This is a genomic window from Bradyrhizobium sp. 25ACV (assembly GCF_054863005.1).
Genome location: NZ_JAVAYO010000004.1, coordinates 253,047 through 274,403, shown reverse-complemented (window position 1 = coordinate 274,403; position 21,357 = coordinate 253,047). Strand labels below are relative to the sequence as shown.

10 protein-coding genes are annotated in these 21,357 nt (G+C 62.0%); 6 read left to right on the top strand and 4 right to left on the bottom strand.

What is annotated here, in order from left to right; translation table 11 throughout:
• The first annotated feature begins 2 nt into the window (after nucleotides 1-2).
• Entirely contained in the window at nucleotides 3-2,234 is a 2,232-nt protein-coding gene (locus RAD04_RS11370; RefSeq protein ID WP_461623860.1) for a Wzz/FepE/Etk N-terminal domain-containing protein, read from the top strand.
• 401 nt (nucleotides 2,235-2,635) lie between these two features.
• The gene (locus tag RAD04_RS11365) at nucleotides 2,636-2,923 is read left to right on the top strand and encodes a hypothetical protein (RefSeq protein WP_091956176.1); all 288 of its coding nucleotides are present in this window, start codon (nucleotides 2,636-2,638) and stop codon (nucleotides 2,921-2,923) included.
• A 42-nt stretch (nucleotides 2,924-2,965) separates the two neighbouring features.
• Here RAD04_RS11365 and RAD04_RS11360 read toward each other — a convergent pair whose 3' ends face one another.
• Entirely contained in the window at nucleotides 2,966-4,396 is a 1,431-nt protein-coding gene (locus tag RAD04_RS11360) for an undecaprenyl-phosphate glucose phosphotransferase (protein WP_461623859.1), read from the bottom strand.
• 614 nt (nucleotides 4,397-5,010) lie between these two features.
• Here RAD04_RS11360 and RAD04_RS11355 point away from each other — a divergent pair.
• Complete coding sequence (locus RAD04_RS11355; RefSeq protein WP_461619751.1) at nucleotides 5,011-5,748, top strand: metallophosphoesterase family protein; 738 nt, start codon at nucleotides 5,011-5,013, stop codon at nucleotides 5,746-5,748.
• A gap of 60 nt (nucleotides 5,749-5,808) precedes the next feature.
• On the opposite strand, the gene RAD04_RS11350 is transcribed toward RAD04_RS11355, so the two are convergent.
• Nucleotides 5,809-6,102, bottom strand: a complete 294-nt coding sequence (locus RAD04_RS11350; protein ID WP_028141812.1) for a hypothetical protein — start codon at nucleotides 6,100-6,102, stop codon at nucleotides 5,809-5,811.
• Between the two features lie 561 nt (nucleotides 6,103-6,663).
• Here RAD04_RS11350 and RAD04_RS11345 point away from each other — a divergent pair.
• Nucleotides 6,664-6,930 (top strand): hypothetical protein, encoded by a 267-nt coding sequence (locus RAD04_RS11345; RefSeq protein ID WP_091956179.1) that lies wholly within the window; start codon nucleotides 6,664-6,666, stop codon nucleotides 6,928-6,930.
• A 138-nt stretch (nucleotides 6,931-7,068) separates the two neighbouring features.
• Here the strand turns inward: RAD04_RS11345 and RAD04_RS11340 are convergent, their stop codons facing one another.
• Both RAD04_RS11340 and RAD04_RS11335 read right to left on the bottom strand, forming a co-directional pair.
• Complete coding sequence (locus RAD04_RS11340; protein ID WP_461623858.1) at nucleotides 7,069-18,456, bottom strand: VCBS domain-containing protein; 11,388 nt, start codon at nucleotides 18,454-18,456, stop codon at nucleotides 7,069-7,071.
• A 29-nt stretch (nucleotides 18,457-18,485) separates the two neighbouring features.
• Nucleotides 18,486-19,025, bottom strand: coding sequence for a hypothetical protein (locus RAD04_RS11335; protein ID WP_461623857.1), 540 nt, complete (start codon nucleotides 19,023-19,025; stop codon nucleotides 18,486-18,488).
• Nucleotides 19,026-19,332: 307 nt separating this feature from the next.
• On the opposite strand from RAD04_RS11335, the gene RAD04_RS11330 reads away from it, so the two are divergent.
• A complete protein-coding gene (locus tag RAD04_RS11330; protein ID WP_461623856.1) occupies nucleotides 19,333-20,433 on the top strand; it encodes a helix-turn-helix transcriptional regulator in 1,101 nt (366 codons plus the stop codon).
• A 210-nt stretch (nucleotides 20,434-20,643) separates the two neighbouring features.
• Nucleotides 20,644-21,351 (top strand): hypothetical protein, encoded by a 708-nt coding sequence (locus tag RAD04_RS11325; RefSeq protein ID WP_461623855.1) that lies wholly within the window; start codon nucleotides 20,644-20,646, stop codon nucleotides 21,349-21,351.
• Nucleotides 21,352-21,357: the final 6 nt, after the last annotated feature.

Sequence of the window (21,357 nt, the reverse complement as noted above, 5' to 3'; positions counted from 1 at the left end):
AAATGTATCAGCCTAGAGAACATTTCCAGTCGGGCCACAGATTCGGCATCGAATTCGGCGGAGCAGTCCTCAGCTTCGAACGCGTGGCCGATGTCCTGCGCCGGCAATGGCCGATCATCGCGGTGTGCACCGGCGCTTCGCTGGCGCTGGTGTTCGTCTATCTGATCATGGCGCAACCCATGTACACGGCGAATGCCCGCATCATGATGGATACCCGTCAGGCGCAGGTGCTGGACAAGGACAGCAACGCCAACAGCGCCCTCATCGATACCGGATACGTCGACAGCCAGGTCGAGGTCATCAACTCGGACGACCTGATCCTCTCGGTCGTCCGTCGCCTGAAGCTGACGGACGATCCGGAATTCAATGGCTCCAATCCGGGTCTACTTTCCATCGCCCTCGGCAAGTTCATGGCGTTGTTCGGCTCCGGAGAACCGGCCTCGCAGGAGCGGCTCGAGCACGCCGTGGTCGAGCAGGTTCAGAAGAATCTGAGGACGGAACGCGTCCTGACGACCTATGTCTTGTCGCTGAACTATCGCTCGCGAAGCCCTGACAAGGCCGCCAAGATCGTCAACGCCGTCGCCAGCGCCTACCTTGTCGGCGCCCTGGAAGCCAAATATCAGTCCACCAAGCGGGCGACCGAATGGCTTCAGCAGCGCAGCATCGAGCTGAGCGAGCAGGCAACGGCCAGCGACCGCGCCGTGCAGACCTTCAAGGCCGAAAACAACATCGTCGGAACCAGCCGCGGCCTGATGTCCGAACAGCAATTGTCGGACCTCAACACCCAGCTGGTTCAAGCGCGGGCGTCGACGGCCGAAGCCAAGGCCCGGCTCGACCGGATCACCGCGATTTCGGACCAAGACGTCGCACAATCGACGGTGACCGATGCTCTCAACAACTCGGTCATCACCCGCCTGCGCGCGCAATATCTGGACCTCCAGGCCCAGTATGCCGACTGGTCCCGGCGCTATGGCAAGCAACATCTTGCTGCGGTCAATCTGGCCAACAAGATGGAGGAGCTGCGCAAGAACATCGCCGACGAGCTGCATCGGATCGGCGACGCCTATCGCAGCGACTATGAGATCGCAAAGAGCCGAGAAGCCTCGCTCGAGAAGAACGTAAAGGAACTCGTCGCCCAGGCCGGCGATACCGGCCAGGCTGCAGTCAAGCTGCGCGATCTCGAAAGCGCCGCCGACACCTACCGCAACCTCTACAACAACTTCCTCGAGAAGCTGCAGAGCGCCACGCAGAACCAGAGCTTTCCGCTCAGCGAGGCGCGCCTCATCAGCACCGCCACCAAGCCGGATCGCAAGAGCTCGCCGCGCACGGTCCTGGCGCTGGTGGGAGGCCTGGTGGGTGGCCTCTGCCTCGGCTTCGGCGCCGCCTTTGCCCGCGAACTGCTCAGCGACGTGTTGCGGACCCCCGGCGAGGTCGAGGACGAGCTCGGCGTGAAGTGCCTCGGGGTCCTGCCGGACATTCGTCCGCCGACGAAGACCGGCGCGTTGCTTTCGACGTCCGCGAAGACCGGTCCACCCGATCTGTCCCGCTACGTCGTCGACCATCCATTCTCGCGATTTGCCGAGACGTTGCGCAATATCAAGGTGTCGATCGACGTTGCGCGCCTGACCCGCGAGATCAAGGTGATTGGCATCGTGTCGTCCCTTCCCAAGGAAGGAAAGACGACGGTGGCGGCCAACTTCGCGCAGTTGATCGCCCTCACCGGGCATCGCACGGTCCTGATCGACGGCGATCTGCACACGCGTTCGCTCACGCGAGAGCTCGCGCCGAACGCCAAGAGCGGACTGGTAGAGGCGCTCAGCGATCCGGCCAGCCTCGGCTACCATGTGCAGCGAAGCAAGGAAACGGGCCTGGATTTCCTGCCGTCCGTCGTGGCCTCCCGCATGGTCAATTCGGCCGACGTCATTGGATCGAAGGCGATGGCCGATCTGCTCAAGGTGCTGAAAGAGCACTACGAGTATATCGTGATCGATCTTGCCCCGGTGATGCCCGTGGCGGATTCAAAGGCCGTCAGCTTCCTGATCGATGCCATGGTCTATGTAATCGAGTGGGGGCAGACGACACGAAGCGCTCTTCAGGAGTCGGTTTCCGGGTCGGAAGTCCTGCAGAAGAAATTGCTCGGCGCCGTGCTCAACCGCGCCAACCCGAAGATGCTCAAGCGCATCGAGGCGTACAAGGGCAAGCACCACAACAGCTATTACGTCGAGCATGCCTAGGCGGAGGCGGGGAGGCCGCGCCCAGCCGAATTGTAAAGACACCGGGCCCGCTGCCATTTGGCAGCGGGCCTTTTTTTCGCGTTTCTCGGAACTGTCGCCTGAAGAGGAGCGAGTGCGCCTTCGCACACGAGAGGGAAGATTGCGCCAAGCCCACTTCAGACTGGCGAGGCCTCCGTATTCGTCCGGAATCCACAACTTGCAGTTATTGTTCTAGCCAAAAGCAAGGATTGACGAAGGCGACGGTGGCTAGGACAGTGCGCCAATTGGCAATCATTCATCGGTAAGACGAGACAATCCGGTCCTCGATGCTTCAAAATGCTGAAACTTTGGGCATCTTTCTTTCTGGGTTCCCTGAGGATAACCTCGGCTGATATTTGTCGTTCATTTCCGGCGGGATCGGAATGCTGATCGTCCTGACGATTTTGACTATTTGGGTTCTGCTCAACATCCTGTTCGTGTTGATCGTGGTTCCCCCACGCAAGCCGCGTCGGCAGCCAATGGCGACGACGCTCTCACCCGCGCCCATCGACCCGAGTCAAAGGGAAATCGAGCAGGACGAACCCTTCTCGATCCGCCATGTCATCGTTTCCGTTGCGATGGGGGCTTTCTTCGTGCTGGTGCCGCCGTTGCTTGCCTTGCGCGACGCGATCATGCGGCTCTTCAGCAGGTCGTCGAGAGACGGAACCTGATCCCTTGAGGATCCGGTTCCGGACAGCGAAGAAATTGAACGACTAGTATGCTTCCTGGAACATCACTGCGGACGCCGTCCGGGCCATAATCTTCAGGTCGAGCCAGATACTCCAGTTGCTGACGTACCACACGTCATATTCGACCCGCTTCTCCATCAAATCGATCGTCGGCGTTTCCCCCCTGAACCCGTTCACCTGGGCCCAGCCGGTCAGGCCCGGCTTCATGTGATGCCGGTAGACGTACTTGCTGATGATCTCGTCATAGTAATTGTCATGGGCCAGTGCGTGCGGACGCGGCCCAACCAGCGACATGTCCCCGCGCAGCACGTTCCAGAGCTGCGGCAGTTCGTCGATGCTCGTCATACGAAGGAAGCGCCCGATCTTGGTGACCCGAGCATCCCTCTTGGTCGCCTGGGCAATCGTCTCGCCATTCTCGCAGACGGTCATGCTCCGGAACTTCCAGATCTCGAACGGCCTGCCATTGAAGCCGCGGCGCGACTGGCGAAATATGACGGCTCCCGGGGAATCCAGCTTGATCAGCACGGCAACGGTGAGCAGCAGCGGCGTCAAGATTACGAGCGCGAACAGGGCCACCCCGACGTCGAGACAGCGCTTTTGCAACCGCTCGAGAATGGTGAGAGGCGGGCGCTGGATTTCGACCGCTACGGTTCCACTGACCGGCAGGAAGGGACGAGCGACCAGATCGGCGACCGGATCGTCCGGCAGCAGGCGTATCGGCTGCGGGACGGCGCGCAGATATGGCCCGAGCTTGCGGAGCATCGGCAATTCGTTCCAGTCGATCGCAAGCAGGTATTCATCGACGTCGGACGAGCGCGACTGACGGATCACGTCGCGAATCTGCCGCTCCCAATGGCCATCATCCCGCTCGTCGCCGAGCACGAAATGGCGCATGACATCGAAGCCATTCCTCCGCAGGTCCTTGAAGCGGCTGGAGGTGAAGTCGAGCGGCTTGAGGCTGAGCAGGATCACCTTGCGATCGACCAACCGACTTCGCGCAAAGCTCGTACCGAACACCGCCTGCCAGACGAAGCGGAGGCTGACCAGACCAAGTCCGCCGATCACGGCGAACACGATGACGGTGCCGCGGGACAGATTGTCGGTTGATTTCAGCAGGAAGGCCGCGACAGCAAGGATCGTCAGCGACGTCAGCCAGATCAACACCGCCTTTCGAAGCTGCCAGACGATGTTGAGCAGCCGGTGCGTGGCATAGACGTCCCGGAAGTAGGCGACTGCGACGAACACCACGCCGACAAACAACCCCGCTCCCACCGAAGCGCCGTCGGTGGGCGAAGCGACGGCGGCGCCGTACAGCGAAGCCCCGGCGGCATAGCTCAACAAGATCAGCAGAAAGTCAGCCGCCATGACGACGATTTGAAATGGCCTCTGAAGAGCGCCACCTCGCGTCGACGACAGCGCGTGAGCGTTTTCAGAACCATAAGTTGCAACAGCCATTCGAACCTCTGCCTATCGAGAGTGTGCCTGACGCTCATCGTGATGCTGAAGACTCGTCACTGCCCCACGCGGAAAGTGTTGAGTGATCGCAGCGACATTGTGGCGTTGCACGCAAAACTTTTGCGGCGCACGGATCATGCGTCATGTTGAAATGCGCAGCGAAATTCGACGCGCTGAAAATGTCGTCACAGTGATGACATACGAGCGAACGCGTTGCCCTATTTTGAATCAAGTTCCACGTCCATCGCGATGCTTGGCCATCGCGCGAGCACCTCTTCGCTCATCTTTCAGGCGATGCAATCCTTCGACGAAGCACAATGAGTCATTTGCGAGAATTTCGATGATTTTCTATCTGGGCGTGCGATGCGAAATTGCGCCAAGGCATGCATCTTTGCTGCACTCTCGCCTTCAGCGATGCAATTCCCGCGGGCCGCGCCATTCGCGCTGCCGATCGCCGAACAAGGTCGGCAAAAACTGCCGCCCTTCTTTTGGCGTGATCGAGCCGGAGAACAAGGACGCTCCCTCACCGAATTCACCTCGTTCGTGTTAGATGGAAGCTCTCCGGTGCCGGCGACTTGGGGAAATTTTTTCGACCACCCGATCGATTGAGCGCCATGATATCTCTCGCCCGACCACGCCCGCCTATTCCCAAACCGCAATTGCCGGAGGGAGTCCGCATCTATGCGATCTCGGACATTCATGGATGCGCGCATCTCCTCCAGCCGATGTTGCGGGTGATCGACGCCGACGTCGCCTGCAGCCGGCCGCGCTACGCGGTCGAGGTCTTCATGGGCGATTACATCGATCGTGGCCCGGATACGCGCTCCACCCTCGACGTCCTGATCGAACGGAGCCGCCGGGGCAACGCAGTCTTCCTCAAAGGGAATCACGAGGCATTTCTGGTGAGGGTGTTCGAAGATCCCTCATTATTCGAGGATTGGATTGCCGTCGGCGGGACCCAGACGCTGATGTCCTACGGGCTTGCGCCGCCGGACCTGAAGCGCGACGAGCCGGCATCGATATTGCGCGATTTGATTCGGGCGATGCCCACCGAACATCTGGAATTCCTCGACAATCTGCGGCTGAGCTTCAGTTGCGGGGACTTCTTCTTCGTTCACGCCGGCGTTCGCCCGGGGGTTCCGCTGGCCGAGCAGACGGAGCGCGATCTGCTCTGGATTCGCGAAGAGTTCCTGCGGAGCGAGGAGCAGTTCGGCAAGTATATCGTGCATGGCCATACGCCGGTCCGTAGTGCCGAATTCATGGCGAACCGCGTCAACATCGACACCGGTGCCTATGCGACCGGCAACCTCACGCTGATGAGCATCCAGGGCAGCCGCATGCTCGCGGTATGACGTGGAGCCTTGGTTCGCGACGGCTTGCCCATCGGACTATGGCATCGACCTCGAGCGGATCTAGTTGAGCAAGCGGGGCTTTTCCAGCCGCGCACGTGTTTCAGCCATCCAATCGTTCCAGGCTCGCTCGTGCTTGACGTAAAGCTCCAGCCAGCGCTCCCCATGTCTGTCCTGGCGGACACGGCGCGCCTCGACAAGCAAATCGGCGCCGGGGCGGGAGCTCGGATTATCCAGCGCTTCGAACTCGACCGTCTCCGAGATCGTCAGCCCGACAAGCACGCGTTGTCCGGCGCCATCGACGATGTAACGCCGCGGCGCATCCTTCTTGGGTTCGCTCATCTCGTCATGCCCCATTCGTACCAGTGAGATCCCGCCAGCGAATCGGACGTTGCCTAAAAGGCTCGTCGGGCGTGGCCGAACGTCGAGGTGGGAGTCGGTCCGGCCATTCGGCGCGAGGCGCCGCGGGATGAGCTCGCAGGGCTTCGCTGCACGCGCCAAGCGCGTAGCGCGTATCCCAAGGTGAGGCCAGCGCCGAAAAGGAAAGCGGAGAGGAATGCAGAAGTCATAGGAGTCGCCCTAGATAGTCCGGGACTCATCAAGAGCGAGCAGTGTGTCGACATCATGGTTCTTGCCGACTTCGGGCGCCGAAAGATTGTTCATGCCTGACCTCTTACGTGCATGCGGCATAACCTCCCGTGCATCGACCGCTGCGATCAAGATCGCTCTATGAGAGTCACTCTATATAGAGAGATGCCCTCGCGATCCCGATCTGTCCAAAGGCAGCTGCCGTCGAACGGACCTGGCACGCCTTCCCACGAACAGGAAATTTCGGGCCAACCGGCCAATCCATGCCCTTGCAACCATTCGGGACCCGTCGCATTATTTCGCATCTCATATTACGAGGGATTCAATCCAATGACCGTCCGCGCTCTTATTCCATCCATTGCCCTGTCCGCTCTCGGCCTCGCTTTGACGGCATCCGTAGCGCCAGCCGCCGAGCTCGCGCTTGCGCCGGCACATCAGCGGGCGGCCTACGCCCAAACCGGGGTCGTGCTGTGGGATGACGTCTATCCGCCCGCGATCTACGGCCCGCAGCTTCGCTCCGTCGAAGAAGTCGCCGCCATGAAGGCGCAGGCCCGTCCGGTGTCCCAACGCTGGTGGGGCTATTGGTACGTCCGGTGAGCGCGGGAGCGCTTAGCTAAGAGCCCCCAGAGAGGCCAGCCACCTTCGACCCAGCCCCTTCGACTACAGACCGCCGCTCCACCGGATAACCGGTGGCGGCGGTTTTTGCTTGGGCGCCTCTCCGAAGCGGGTTCGCTCTTAGGCCAACAGGAAGTTGCCGTTGTGCAGTGTGCCCGTGACATTTTGCAGGCTCACGTCCATATCGCTCGTTCCGTCGCCGTCAATATCGATCTGAAGATAGTCGTTACCCGACCCGGAATTCTGCAAGTGAGCCGAAGCCTGGTTGGCGCCGAGCAACGCCGCATTCTCCACGTACTCGATGTGACCGCCGGCGACGCTGATGCCTGAGAACGTAAAGCTGTCGTTGTCAGCGTCGAAATTGTGAATGGTATCCGCAGCGCCGGCGGCGGAATCCGCGGTGCTGACGAAGCGGAAGTTGTCATGGCCCGCGCTGGCGAAGATCTCATCCGCACCCGCGCCGGCAGTGATCGTCGTGTTTCCTGACGCATTGCCGATCGTGATCCTGTCGAAATTCGCGGCGGCATTGACGGTTTCGACATTGGTCACCGTGATGTCATAGACATTCGCGTTGAAGTTCAGAGTGTCGTTGCCGTCGCCGAGATCGATCACGTTCGCCGGGCTGCCCTGCAACGTCAGAATGTCGTCCGACGAGCTCCCGTTGAGCAGATTCACGTTCCACAGATTGTCGAACGAATTGCTGCCTGCGGCGAGATTCAGGACGTTTGCCGTCCCTTCGCCGAGATTGACCGACACTCCGGACACGGTGTTCAGAAGCGTGACCGTATCGTCCGACGGGTTGAGATTGCCGGTAAAATCACTGCCGTTGAGGTTTTCGACGCCATTGATGCTGACCGAATTCACCCCATTGGCGAGCGACACCAGATCGTTTCCACCGCCCATGTCGATGACGATGCCGTCGACGTTATTCGTCAATCTGACTGAATTATCGCCTGAATTGCCGTTGATGTGCTCGACGCCGAGCGCGGCGAATGCCGCGAAGTTTCCGTTGAGAACGATCGTATCCTCGCCATCGCCGAGGTCGACCGCGACGCCGTTGACGGCTGCGATCGCGCCGGTGACAGTCAAGGTGTCGTCGCTTGCGGTTCCGTGCACGTGGTTGACGTCGTAGATGTTCACGAACGAGTTCGCGCCGGCGGCAAGATTCATCGTATTGTCGCCGTTGCCGAGGCTGATGTTCAGGCCTGTGACAATCGTCGACAGGGTGAGAACGTCGTTGACGCCGGGCGCCACACCGAAATCGGACCCGCCGACACCCTCGACACCGATTAGGCTGAGCGTGTTGGCGCCGCCCGCGAGATTGAGCTGATCATTGCCACCCCCGAGGTTGACGACCAGTCCGTTGGCGGTCGTCGTGAGGTTGACGAACTCGTCGTTGCCGTTGCCGACAAGGTTTTCGACACCCGAGAGGTTGAGCGTGTAACCGTTACCGAAGATGCCGTTAAGCAGGACGGTATCGCCCGCCCCGGCGCCCAGATTGATCCCGTGTCCGAAGATATTGGCTCCGACGCGAAGATAATCATCTCCAGCCGTTCCGATCACGGGTGCCGTGTTAGAGAACTGTTGCGTCGAGAGGTCGATCGGGCTGCCCGAAGCTCCCGACGCCATCAGCACGATGGCGTCGCTGAACTGCAGCGCTTCGACGTTGGTCAGAGTGTCGGTGCCGTCGCGGTTCGCAACATTGTCTTGAACCTGGATCGTTCCCGCCGTCGTCACGGTGTATTGCGATTGCGTACCCGAGAAGATCGCCATGTCGGAGCCGGCCTCGCCGTCGATCGTATCGTTGCCGCCCTGGCCGGTGATGCCGTCATTGCCGCCGCCTGCGTTGATCGTGTCGCCACTGCCGCCGCCGAAGAAGAACTCGTTATTCGAGCCGCCGACGAGCGTGTCGACCTGGTTCGAACCCTGGACGCTGTTGACGCCTCCCGTGATGAAGTCTGCGCCGGCCGCACCGCTCACAAGTCCCGTCGAAAGATCGACGGAAACTCCGCCCCCGCTCGCCTGAGAATACGAGACCCGCGTATTGCCGTTGCCGGTGATGGTGTCGTTTCCGAGCAGGCCTTCGAACAGGTTGAAGGTGCCGAACGATCCGGCCGAAGTCACGCCGTTGAATCCGGTGGCATTGTAGGTGTCGTTGAGATTGCTGCCGGTCGCGCTGTTGACGCCCACATAGGTATCGGTGCCGACAGAACTGCCGCCGGCCGCGGTCCCAGCCTGCAGGTTGATCGTCACCGCGTCGGTCGCGCTTGAATAGATGATGCGGGTGTTACCGTTGCCGGTAATCGCATCGTTGCCGGCCAGGCCCTCGAACTGGTTGAAGTTGCCGTTGTTGCCGACATTGTTGGTTGCGCCGTTCTGGAAACCGACGGCGCCGAAATTCGTGGCCATGAAGACGTCGTTGAACGTGGTGCCCTGGGCACCCTCGATTCGGCGGAACGTATCATTGCCGATCGAACCGTCACCGGTCGCGGTGCCCGCTGTGAAGTTGATGGTGACCGGGCCGGTGGAGAAGTAGATGTTGTTGTAGCTGATGACATCGAAGCCACCGCGGCCGTCGATGAAGTCGTCACCGGCAAGTCCGGTGAAGGTCTCCGTGGCCGTGGCGATGTCGCTGCCGCTGATGGTGTCGTTGAACATCGAGGCCATCACGGCGTTGACGCCGCTGAACGTATCGTTGCCCGTGGACAGGTCACCGCTTGCAGTACCTGCCAGCAGATCGACCGTCACCGCGCCGGTGGCGTTGGTGAATGCAACGCGCGTGTTGCCGTTACCGGTGATGCTGTCGTTACCTCCCATGCCGATGAATTCGTTGAAGGTCAGGTTGGAACCGGCATTTTGGCTGCCCCCGCTGAAGCCAACGGCGTTGAAGACGTCGGCAACGTTCGAGCCGCGCACGGACTCGACCGATCGCAGCGTGTCGGTGCCGACCGTCGCGGCGTCGCCTGTCACGGTTCCCGAGGCCAACTGAACGTTGATCCCACCCACTGCGGCCGGATCGAGCGCGTAGTCCGCCCGGTCGAAGCCCGCCCGGCCGTCGATGAAGTCGTCGCCGGCCCGGCCTTCGAACGTTTCCACTGTTCCTGGGCCATTGGCACTGCCGAGCAGTTGGTCGCCAGAACCAGAGCCGACAACACCCGCAAAGCCCGAACCCACCAAGGTATCGGAACCGACCGAAGCATCTCCCGTCGCCGAGTGGGCCGTCAAATCGACGGTCACGCTGCCCGTTGCACTGGCATACGAGATGCGCGTCAGGAGCGCACCCACGCCGTTCATTGCGCCCGTGATGGTGTCGTCCCCTCCGCGGCCTTCGAACTCGTTGAAGCCCACATTGGTGCCGGCAATACCGCTATCGCCCGCAAAACCGGTCGCGTTGAACGTGTCGGCATAGTCGCTGCCCACGATCCCCTCGACGTTCACCAGCGTGTCAGTGCCGACCCCTGGACCTGTCACGGAGCCTGCCGCGAGATTTGCGGTAATGCCTCCCGTTGCAGCGACATAGTCGGCGCGGTCGAAGCCGAGGCCGCCGTCGAGCAGATCGTTGCCGTCGAGGCCCTTGAGGCGATCGTTGCCGCCGAGGCCGCTCAGGATGTCGGCATAGGCGGTGCCGACCAGTGTATTTGCGCCGGCGTCGCCGGTGAGATTCACGCCCTGCCCCAGGATGAAGTCGGCAGCCGTGAGGTTCGACAGCGTCACGTTCAGCAGCGTGAGGGTGTCGCCATTGCCGAAGTTAATGACCGTGTTCGGCCCTTGTTGTGTAGAGAGCGCCTGAATGTCGGCAAGGGTTGAAACACCAGGGATTCCCGTGAGGTCGATCTTGTCGGCGTCCGTCTGCAGGAAGTCGCCGATGGTGTCCGCGCCGCCGCCGGTGGCGTAGACAAAGGTGTCTGCACCGATGCCGCCGTTCAGGCCGTCGTTGCCGGCACCACCGCTGAGCAAGTCGTTGCCGCCGTTGCCGAACAGCTGGTCGTTACCACCAGAACCGGTGATCGTGTCGTTGAAGTTCGATCCCGCGACGTTGGTCACCCCTCCCAAAAGGGTGTCATGACCTACCGAATTATCGCCGTCCACAGTACCGCTTGCGAGATTAACGGTCACGCCGCTGGTCGCGTTGGCGAACAGCAGCTGCGTGCTGCCGTTGCCGGTGATGAGGTCGTTGCCGGCGAGGCCCTGGAATGAATTGAAGCCGATGAAGCCGGTCGCGTCGTAAGTATCGGCGAAATTGCTGCCATAGACGCTGTTGACGCCCGTGAAGGTGTCATGCCCGACCGAGACGTCACCCGTGACCGAGCCGGCGTTCAGGCTGACCGTGACGCCGCCTGTGGCATTCGTGTAGAGCAGTCGTGTGCCGCCGTTGCCGGTGATCTGGTCATCACCGCCGAGGCCCTCGAACTGGTTGAAGCCGCCATTGTTGCCGACATTGAGCGCACCGGCCTGACCATAGCCCGTTGCCACATAGCTGTCGGCGTAGCCCGTGCCCTGAATGCCCTCGATCGAACGCAGGGTGTCGGTGCCGATCGACGCGTCGCCGGTCGCCGTGCCCGCCGCCATGTCGACGCTGACGCCACCCGTGACCGTGCTGAGGCTGTTGTAGATCGCCGTGTCGAAGCCGGCGCGGCCGTCGATATAATCGTCGCCGCCAAGACCGGTGAAGTTGTTGTTGAAGCTGCTGCCCAGCAGCGTATCGGCGAAGGTGGAGCCCTGCACCGCATTGACGCCGGTGAAGCTGTCGGTGCCCTCGGTCGCACCTATGGCGCTGCCGGCAACTGTGACCGCATTCGTGGTCCCGACGGCGCTGGTCTCGAGGTCGACGCTGACGCTGGAGGCCGCGATCTGGTAGTTCAGGCGGGTGGAGCCGTTGCCGATGATGGTGTCGTTGCCGCCGGCGCCGGCGAAGTCGTTGAAGGCGCCGGAGGAGCCGACGTTGGTCGCCCCGGCCTGACCGAATCCGGTCGCGTCGAACGTGTCGTCAAAATTGGTGCCGCGGGCCGCCTCGACGTTGCGGATCGTGTCGGTGCCGACGGTCGCATCGCCGTTCACGGTGCCCGCGGCGAGGTGAACATAGATGCCTGAGGTGGTCGTCGTATCCGAATTGTAGGTGACCTGATCGTAGCCGCCGCGGCCGTCGATATAGTCGTCACCGCCGCGACCTTCATAGGTCTCGTAGGTAAAGGCCGCATTGTCGCTGCCGTAGATCGTGTCGTTGGAGGCGGAGCCCCAGATCGTCGAGACGTTGGAGAAGGTGTCGTGGCCGACGGAGGCATCGCCATCGGCGGTCCCTGCCCCGATGTCGACGGTGACCGCGCTGGTCGCGCTCAGATAGGACAGTCGCGTTACCGCCTGCCCGAGGGCGTTGAGATCGCCGACGACGCTATCATCGCCACCGCGCCCCTCAAACTCGCTCTGGCCGGCGGCCACGCCGGGCAGACCGGTCGAGCCGGTAAACCCGGTCGCGTTGAACGTGTCGGCATTATTGCTGCCGACCACGCCTTCGATGTTGACCAGCGTGTCCGTCCCGACGCCGGGTCCCGAGATGGTGCCGGCCGCGAGGTTGACGGCGATGCCGCCGGTCGCATCGGTATAGACGGCGCGGTCGAAGCCGGAGCCGCCGTCCAGGAGATCGCTGCCGCCGAGGCCTTGGAGGCGGTCGTTGCCACCGAGTCCGCTGATGGATTCGGCATTGGCGGTGCCGACAAGGTCGTTCGCGTTCTCGTCGCCGACGATCGGCGCGGCGGGCGTGCCGAACAGGAAATCGCTCGCCGTCAAGCTGCTCAGATTGACGTTCTGAAGCGTGAGGCCGTCACCCGAGCTGAAGGTGATGACCGTGTTGGGGCCGTTCTGCACCGCATGCGCTTGCAGGTCGGAGAGGCTGAAGATGCCGTAGACCCCGGTCAGATCGATCTTGTCCTGGCCATGCACGAAATCCTGGATGAAGTCGAAGCCGCCGCCGCTCGCATAGACAAAGGTGTCCACGCCGGCGCCGCCACTGAGGAAGTCGTTGCCGGCACGACCATCCAGGATGTCGTTGCCGAGATTTCCGGAGAGACTGTCGTTGCTGGCACTGCCGACGACGGTGTCGTTGAAGTTGGACCCCAGAACGTTGAATACGCCACCGGTGATGATGTCGTGGCCGACCGAGCCGTCGCCATCGGCCGTGCCCGCGGTGAGGTTGATGCTCACATCGCCGGTCGCGTTGCCATACTGGATCTGCGTATTGCCATTGCCGGTAATGGTGTCGTTTCCGGCATTGCCCTGGAACGAGTTGAAACCGTTGGCGCCGGTGAAACCCGTTGCGTCGTAAACGTCATCAAGACTGCTGCCCATGGCGCTGTTGACGCCGGTGAACGTGTCGTGACCGGTCGAGCGGTCACCGGTGGCGGTGCCACCCGCGAGATTGATGGTCACCCCGCCGGTCGCGTTGGCGAAAATCAGGCGCGTGTTGCCGTTACCGGTGATGACGTCGTCACCACTCAGCCCTTCGAACTGGTTGAAGGTCCCGTTGTTGCCGATATTGGCCCCACTCGCGCCGTAACCGGTCGCGTCGTAGGTGTCGTCGAAGTTGGTGCCCTGAATGCCTTCGATCGAACGAAGTGTATCCGTGCCGTTCGACGCATCTCCGGTGACGATGCCGGCCGCCATGTCGACGGTGATGCTTCCCGTGATGAAGAAGATGTTGTTGTAGGACGAGACGTCGAAGCCGCCGCGACCGTCGATATAATCGTTGCCGGCAAGGCCGGTGAATGTGTCGTTGGTCGCCCCGCCCAGCAGCGTGTCGTCGAACATCGATGCCTGAACGGCGTTGACGCCGCTGAATTGGTCGGTTCCGACGGATGAATCGCCGGTGGCAAAGCCCGTGACGAAGTCCACCTGGACGCCAGCCGTCGCGTTGTTGAAACCGAGCCGCGTGAAGCCGTTTCCGGTGATGATGTCGTCGCCGCCATTGCCGGTGAACTCGTTGAACGTCCCGTTGGAGCCGGCATTGACGCTGCCCGAGCCGAAACCGGTGGCATTGTAGGTATCGACGAAGTTGGTGCCGCGGATCGCCTCGATCCCGCGCAACGTGTCCGTTCCGATGGTGGAATCGCCGATGACAGATCCGGCGGCGAGATTGACCGCAATTCCCGTCGTCGTGTTCGAATCGACATTGTAGTCGACGCGGTCATAGCCACCGCGGCCGTCGATGTAGTCGTTGCCCGCAAAGCCCGAATACACCTCCGCGGTGAACATCGGATTGTTGCTGCCCAAAATGGTGTCGTTATACGCAGAGCCCCAGACGCCGTTGAAGCCGGACCCGACGAGCGTGTCGTGACCGACCGATGCATCACCCTGTGCATAGCCGGCGGCAATATCCACCGTCACCGCGCCGGTGGCGCTGACATAGGACACGCGCGTCAGCTCGGCACCCTGGCTGTTGGTGTTGCTGATGATGGTGTCGTCGCCGCCTTTGCCTTCGAACTCGTTGTAGCCGACGGGGCTACCCGGGACGTGGGCGTCGCCGGTGAAGCCCGCCGCGTTGAACGTATCGGCAAAGTCGCTGCCGATGGCAGCTTCGATGTTGACGAGGGTGTCTGTTCCCACGCCCGCGCCGGACGCCGTCCCGGCCGCGAGGTTGATCGTGACGCCGCCAGTTGCGTCGGTATAGACGGCGCGGTCGAAGCCCGGGCCACCGTCGAGGATGTCGTCACCCGAGCCGCCGCCGAGATAGTCCTTGCCGGCGCCGCCAAAGAGGATGTCGTTTCCGTCACCAGCGCTGATGCGATCGTTGCCGTCCTGGCCGTCAATCAGATCGTTGCCTGCTCCGCCCGAAAGCACGTCATCGCCGAGCGAGCCGAACAGGGCATTCCCGACCGGGGTCAGCACGGCATTCGAAACCTCCGTGTCCAGATTTTCGACAAAGCGGTCTGTGAGCTGATCAATCGATTGTTGATCCGAAAAATCGGTCGCAGCCAGTTGGTCGGCGGCCGCGCCTTGAGCGACCTGACCGGCCTGCGCCAGTTCCGTGACGTTCGTGGCCGACTGAATGCTGTCGTTCGCGGCAGCAACCACCTCGACAACCGTCGCGGCGGCCGCCGCGTCGACGCCGGAGGACGTGACGACGCTCTGAACCGTTTCCGAAGACGCCAGATCGAAGACCGACGCGCCGGGCCCGCTCAGAGAGGCCGTAATGGCGGTTGCAATGGCTGCAATGACCGCGCCCGTCTCCACGCCGACGGCCGACACCTGGGCGACGGTGCTCTGGACCTGGATGGCCGCCGCGAGCACCGCGGTCGCGGTGGGATCGTTGTTTACCGCATCGGGCACCGGGTCGAACGACCTCAGGTCGACACCTCCGGTGAGATCGAGGTCGAAGGCGGCCGCCACGGCACTCATGGCCTGGTCCACCGTCAGCGGGTGCTCGTCGTTTGCCGTGCTATCGACCAGCGCAACGATCAATGTCGTCAGCGGAGTGATGACGGTGGAGCCCTCCGGCGCCCTCAGCACGCCGGCGACCTGCAACCCCGTCGAGATATCGACACCGCCGATACTCACGAGCGGACCGGAGCCGCCCGCCAGCGTAAAGCTGCCGTCAGCCCGCGTCGTCGTGTACGCCTCGCCTGCGTCAAGTATTCCGTTGTTGTTGGCGTCAGCAAATACGGTCGCGCCGCCGATATAGCCGTCGATATCCAGCGCGTTGATCTCGTTGGCACCGGACGTCACGGTCAGCGAGAGCTGGGCCGAGCTCACCGCCTGATGAACGCCGTCGTCGGAGATGGCGGTGACTTGCAGAGTGAACGGATCAGCGCTGCCGACGGCGTGGTTCGGGATCAGAACGACGTTCTGAATGGAGTCGCCCGTCACGAGCCAGACGCCGTCCCCGATCGCTGCGCCGTTCTGGACCGTAAAGCTCGACGGAACCCCCTCGATCTTCACCGACAAGGTGCTGCTCTGGTCGACCCTATCGGCCGCAATGTGAAGCGTGATGTTTCCGTCGGCGGCGCCCGATGAGTCCTGAACGCTCAGATTCGGCGCGTCCTGCGCGCCATGGATATTGAAGCTGACGCTCTTGGTCGTGCCGTCGACGGACGTGACGGTGAATGTCTCCGTCCTGGTGTCGTTGGCGCCGAGATATTGAATAGCGGCGTTATCGACCGAATAGGTGTAGTGGCCGTCGGCCAGCAGCGTCACCGTGCCGAAGTTACCTGGGGCCGTGATCGCGCCGGCCTGGAACGCGGCCTGGTTCTGGTCGGCATCGACGATGGACAGCTGCCCGGACGCTGTTACTTGGCCGTCCTCGGTGACGTCGTGATCGCCAACATTGCCGATGGTCGCGCCGTCGTTCTCGCCGTGGATCGTGAAGGTGACGTCCTTGGAGGTGCCATCCTGAGAGGTGACCCTGAACGTATCGATCTTGGTTTCGCCGGCTCCGAGATATTGCGCGGCGTTGTTGGCGACGGTGTAGGTGTAGCTGCCGTTGGCCGAGAGGTTCAGCGTGCCGAGATTGCCCGGCCCTGTGAGCACGCCGGCCTGGAACGACGACTGGCCCGCATCCGGGTCGCTGACCGAGATGCTGCCCACGGCGGTCAGATTCCCGGCGTTGTTCGCCGCAAGGTCTTCCGTCACATCGGCAATGGTGGGATCGCCGATCGTCGCCGCGTGATTGCCGCCGGCCGGGCCGTGAACGCTGAAGCTGACCTGCTTGGTGGTGCCATCGACAGCGGTCACGGTGAAAGTGTCGACCTTGACAGCGCCGGCCGCCAGATTATGCGCAGCGCTTTCGGCCACGACGTAGACATAGCTGCCGTCGCTCGACAGCAGCAGGAAGCCGAGATTGCCGGCAGCGGAGCCAACGGCCGGCTTGAACGTCGCTTCGCCCTGATCAACGTCTGTGATGCCGATGCTGCCGGACGCGGTGAGCACGAGCGCGGACGGATTGTCGTAGACGTCGTGAACCGTGGCTGTACCAATCACCGCGGCATCATTGACGCCCTTGATGACGAAAGAGACTTGCTTGGCCGTGCCGTCGAACGACTTGATCGTGAAGGTTTCGACCTTGGTGTCGCCCGCACCGAGATATTGCACGGCGCTGTTGGCGACCGAATAGCTGTAGGTGCCGTTGGCATTCAGCGTCAGCGCGCCCACATTGCCCTGCCCTGTGATCACGCCGGCCTGGAACGTGGACTGGTTCTGGTCGGCATCCGAGATCGAGATCGTGCCTGACACCGACAGCGTCGGCATGCTCGCGTCTTCGGTGACGGTGGTGAAGGCAGGCGCGCCGATCACGGCGGCGTCGTTGGTGCCGTGAACCGTGAAGGAGACCTGCTTGGTCGTGCCGTCCAGCGCGCTGACCGTGAACGTCTCGACCCTGATTTCGCCGGCGCCGAGATATTGAACGGCGCTGTTGGCGATCGAATAGGTGTAGCTGCCGTCGGCTTTCAGGGACAGGGTGCCGAAATTGCCCACCGCGGATCCCACGGTGGTCTTGAATGCCGATTCGCCCTGATCGACGTCGGAGATCGCGATCGTCCCGGTGAGCTTCAGGGTCGGATTGCGGGAATCCTCGGTGACATCGGCAGCCGAGGGTGTGCCGATGATTGCGGCATCATTGGCGCCCTGGATCGTGACGGTCGCCGTCGCCGTTGATGTCAGGCCGGCGCTGTTGGTTACGGTATAGGTGAAGGTCTCGCTCGCGGACTGGCCGGCGCGCAGCGACTGCAACGCCGCGCCCGGCGTATAGGCGATGTTGTGGCCGTCGGCGGCGATGCTGACCGTCCCCAAAATTCCGTGCGTATTGACGGAGGTGACGCGCAGCGTCCCGCCCGCGGGGTTGGCGTCATTGGCGAGCACGTTGATCGCGGTGGCGGCGGCATCCTCGCCGATCGTGACCGCATCAGCATTGGCGACCGGTTTCTGCACGAGCGAAACCTGGAAGACGGCGTCGTTGTAGTCGGCGTCGCCCGGCGCGGTGTAGCTGCCGTTGGACCTGCGCGTCGCGGCGGTGTCCTCCCAGGCGATGGTGCCGGTTGCGCCGTCGGCGGTGTCGCCGGCGAGCTTGGCTGCCGTCTGCTGGCTGCCCGTGACCGAGGAGGCATAATCGACGCCGCCCGCGTTCTTGGAGGTCTCGGTGAACAACGCATTGGCGCCGGCGCCCGTGAGCAGGTCGGGCTTGCCGGCAACGTAGATGACGTTGCCGTTGGCATCGACATCGGCGACCGCCCAGGTGCCGTCCGAGAGCTTGATGACCTTGATGGCGCCGGAGAGATCGTCGGCATCGTTGCGGCCCGGCGCCGCGCCGTCCGGAATGAGAAAGAACTGGATCTTGCCGAGATCGGCGGTGTTCACCGCGAAGTCGACATAGGAGACGCCGGGGGTGAGGGCGCCAGCCCCCTGCGAATCCGCATTTGCAAACAGAATTCCGCCGAGCCCTGTTGAGCTGTTGTACCAACCAAAGGTGTTGCGATAGGCCGCGGACTCCGAGACAAAACTGGCGCGCAAAATCGTCTGGTCGCTCATGGCGAGCCCCCCCTTTAACGTTCTGATGCTCAAAAATTCGCCGTCAGCCCAACGGCGCGAGTTGGAAATGAAATGGTCTTGTTATGGTTGTATCGGGTATCGATCGACAAGGCGTCGTTGCCCGACGTCGAACGGCGAAGTCCTGTCACGGAGCGACGAAGGACTTCTGATAATTGCAAATTGTTTCCATTGTTGCGTGACTGCGTCAAGACAGCACAGCTGCTAACCTTAAGCGCGGCGTGAATCGAACTGCGCAGCCGAGAAAGCGCGCGTCCCAGGTTTGCGATTGCGCCCGATTTCGGCAAACCAGGGGATCGAAGCTTTGCCGAATTGCAGCCCAATACGGGATGGAATGAAGCGATCGCCTTGCCTCCCCGGCTGGCCTTGACCAGATCGCTTAAGCTGCCGAGAAAATGGATTACGACCGTTGATAGCGCGGCTGAGCAATTCGCGCCGCGCCTGCCAACGCGAACTGCGTCACTCTGACGCGCCCAGATATCCCCGCAGATCGATATCGGGAGCCGAAAGCCGTCGCCGAGATCCGACTGACTCAAGCAAAGCAATGTCATCTCAATTCCTGGTGCGGCAGATATTCCTCCTCCATGGAATAGCGCCGGCACATCTGGACGCATGACCCGAATGGGTCATTCCGGTCCGGGCGCCGCCGCCTCCCGCTGCCATCCGCTAGACTTTCGTCAAGTGCGATTTTTCAGGAAAAACAGGCAAGGGGGGCTTGCTTCGAGCCGCCTCCTCGCGAAGCATCGCCGGTCAGGGAACGCATTCCAGGGCCTCAGATGTCGGGGACTTGCATGCATGCAGCAGGGATGCATGCGGGCTCGCAACGAAATGCGTGGGGTTAGGCGGAGGGGGCCGCGCTTGAAAGTCGACAAAATCGACGATGCCGAGCTGACGAAGGTCCTCAATCGACTTGGCGAAGCTGCCGTGAATCCGGAAGCATGGCGCGACATCATGGATGACATCTGCAAGGCGGTGGGCGCGTCGGCGGCCCTGCTCCTTCAAAGCGATATCCGGACCCCGGACGTTCCGCGCACGGCGTCGATTGCTGAGGCCACCGAGCTCTACTTCAGGAATAACTGGCACCTGAGGGACCCACGCGCCAGGGCTTTTCCGCGCATGATGGCAGGCGAGGTCGTGACCGACGTCGATGTGATGACCCCGGAGCAGATTCGCGCCGATCCCATGTACAACGAGTTGCTGTTTCCATCCGGATTCCGGTGGTTTGCCGGCATAGGCTTCTGGGCTGACAGCGCAGCGTGGGCATTGACCATCCAGCGAACCGGCCGCGAAGGCGCATTCGAGGCCGCCGACAAGCAACTGCTTGCCCAATTGGCGCCGCGCCTGACCGAGACGGCCACGCTCGCGACGGTCGTCGGCAGGGCCGCACTCACCGCGATGACCGATGTTCTGGACCGGGTCCGACAGCCCGCGTTGATCCTCAATCGGGAAGGAATGGTCCTGCGCACCAACGCGGCAGCCGAAACGGGATTCGACAACGAGATCCGCATCAGGGAGCGGCGCCTCATCCTGCGCGACAAGCATGCGATGACAAGGCTCGATCAGCTGATCAGCGCGTTGCGCTCCACGCCGGACGCCTCCGCCATCCCCGCCTCTCCGATCCTGATCCGCCGGACGACAAAGCCACCGGTCGTCTTGCGGATCCTGCCGGTGGACGGGGCGGCACGCTCCGTCTTCCTCGGAGCCCGCGCCATGCTGATCCTGTCCAACCTCACTCCACGCCCGGCGCCGGACCCGGCGCTGATCGGCCAGGCCTTCGATCTCACCCCGGCGGAATCCCGCCTGACCGCCCTGCTTGCAACCGGCGCATCGCTCGCCAGCGCTTCCGAGCACCTGCGCATCTCGCGCGAAACCGCCCGCAACCACCTCAAGTCGATCTTCTCGAAGACGGGCGCGCACCGCCAGTCGGAGCTGGTCACGCTTGTTTCTCAACTCGCTTGATTGCATCGTCCAGCTCGGGACAGTGACCGAGGTTTTGAACCGCGCGTGGTATCAGCCATCATCCGCGGCAAACACGAACGCGCCAATTCCCTGCGAACAGGGAAGTTTACAGGGAAAGCGCCCACCGCAGGACCCGCCTTGGCAACGAGAGGGAGGCATTTGCCTGAAAAATTTCGCGCCTTGGCGTGATCCCGGACCTGGCATAGCATTATGGAGTTTCATGCCTCCGGGGAGGCGGCTTTTGTGATGCGCCTGCAAACGCTCTCGTTTCGTGATTGGCTGGAGCACGCATTTGGACGCGAGGTTCGCTTTCAGCAAGCACCTTGGTACTTCGATCCCGAGCATGATTGGTGGGACCCGCCACCAGCAGAAGCCGTGTCTTATCTCACTCGGCTGTTTGAAGACCCGCAGACCGCGCTAGAGGGATTTGCTGACAGCCAAATCGCACAAGGCTTAACCTACCTCGTCAATACCAGCGCAAGCGGCGATAACAGATGGCTTTGTTCAACTGATGTGCCCATCAAAGATCGTGTCTGCTGCGTCAAGTCCATCGCGGAACTCTTTGCCAAATTATTCGAATCGCGGTGCACCCCCAGTTTGTCCCACCTGAGCGAAGCCGATGCCGGGACGCTAAACTGTGTCTGTTATATGTGGTGGGATGCATTTCCGTGCTTGGCTCTTGCCGACGATCCGCACCTGCCAACTCTCCACGATTGCGCGCTCCGCACGATGGAGCGCATCCTTCACCTCAACTCGATTGCTTGTCAGGAGAGCGCTCTGCACGGGCTCGGACACTGGCAACGCGGCTACAGTGACAAGGTGATCCCAATCATCGATCGCTTTTGCACGGTGCATGCTAAAGCTGACTTTCGGCTCTTGGCCTATGCTCAATCTGCCCGCTGCGGGTGCGTGCTGTGACCTTGG

Excerpts from the sequence above, each read along its gene's own strand:
- RAD04_RS11370 (WP_461623860.1), top strand. The coding sequence starts at position 3 with ATGTATCAGCCTAGAGAACATTTCCAGTCGGGCCACAGATTCGGCATC.
- RAD04_RS11365 (WP_091956176.1), top strand. The coding sequence starts at position 2,636 with ATGCTGATCGTCCTGACGATTTTGACTATTTGGGTTCTGCTCAACATC.
- RAD04_RS11360 (WP_461623859.1), bottom strand. The coding sequence starts at position 4,396 with ATGGCTGTTGCAACTTATGGTTCTGAAAACGCTCACGCGCTGTCGTCG.
- RAD04_RS11355 (WP_461619751.1), top strand. The coding sequence starts at position 5,011 with ATGATATCTCTCGCCCGACCACGCCCGCCTATTCCCAAACCGCAATTG.
- RAD04_RS11350 (WP_028141812.1), bottom strand. The coding sequence starts at position 6,102 with ATGGGGCATGACGAGATGAGCGAACCCAAGAAGGATGCGCCGCGGCGT.
- RAD04_RS11345 (WP_091956179.1), top strand. The coding sequence starts at position 6,664 with ATGACCGTCCGCGCTCTTATTCCATCCATTGCCCTGTCCGCTCTCGGC.
- RAD04_RS11340 (WP_461623858.1), bottom strand. The coding sequence starts at position 18,456 with ATGAGCGACCAGACGATTTTGCGCGCCAGTTTTGTCTCGGAGTCCGCG.
- RAD04_RS11335 (WP_461623857.1), bottom strand. The coding sequence starts at position 19,025 with ATGACATTGCTTTGCTTGAGTCAGTCGGATCTCGGCGACGGCTTTCGG.
- RAD04_RS11325 (WP_461623855.1), top strand. The coding sequence starts at position 20,644 with ATGGAGTTTCATGCCTCCGGGGAGGCGGCTTTTGTGATGCGCCTGCAA.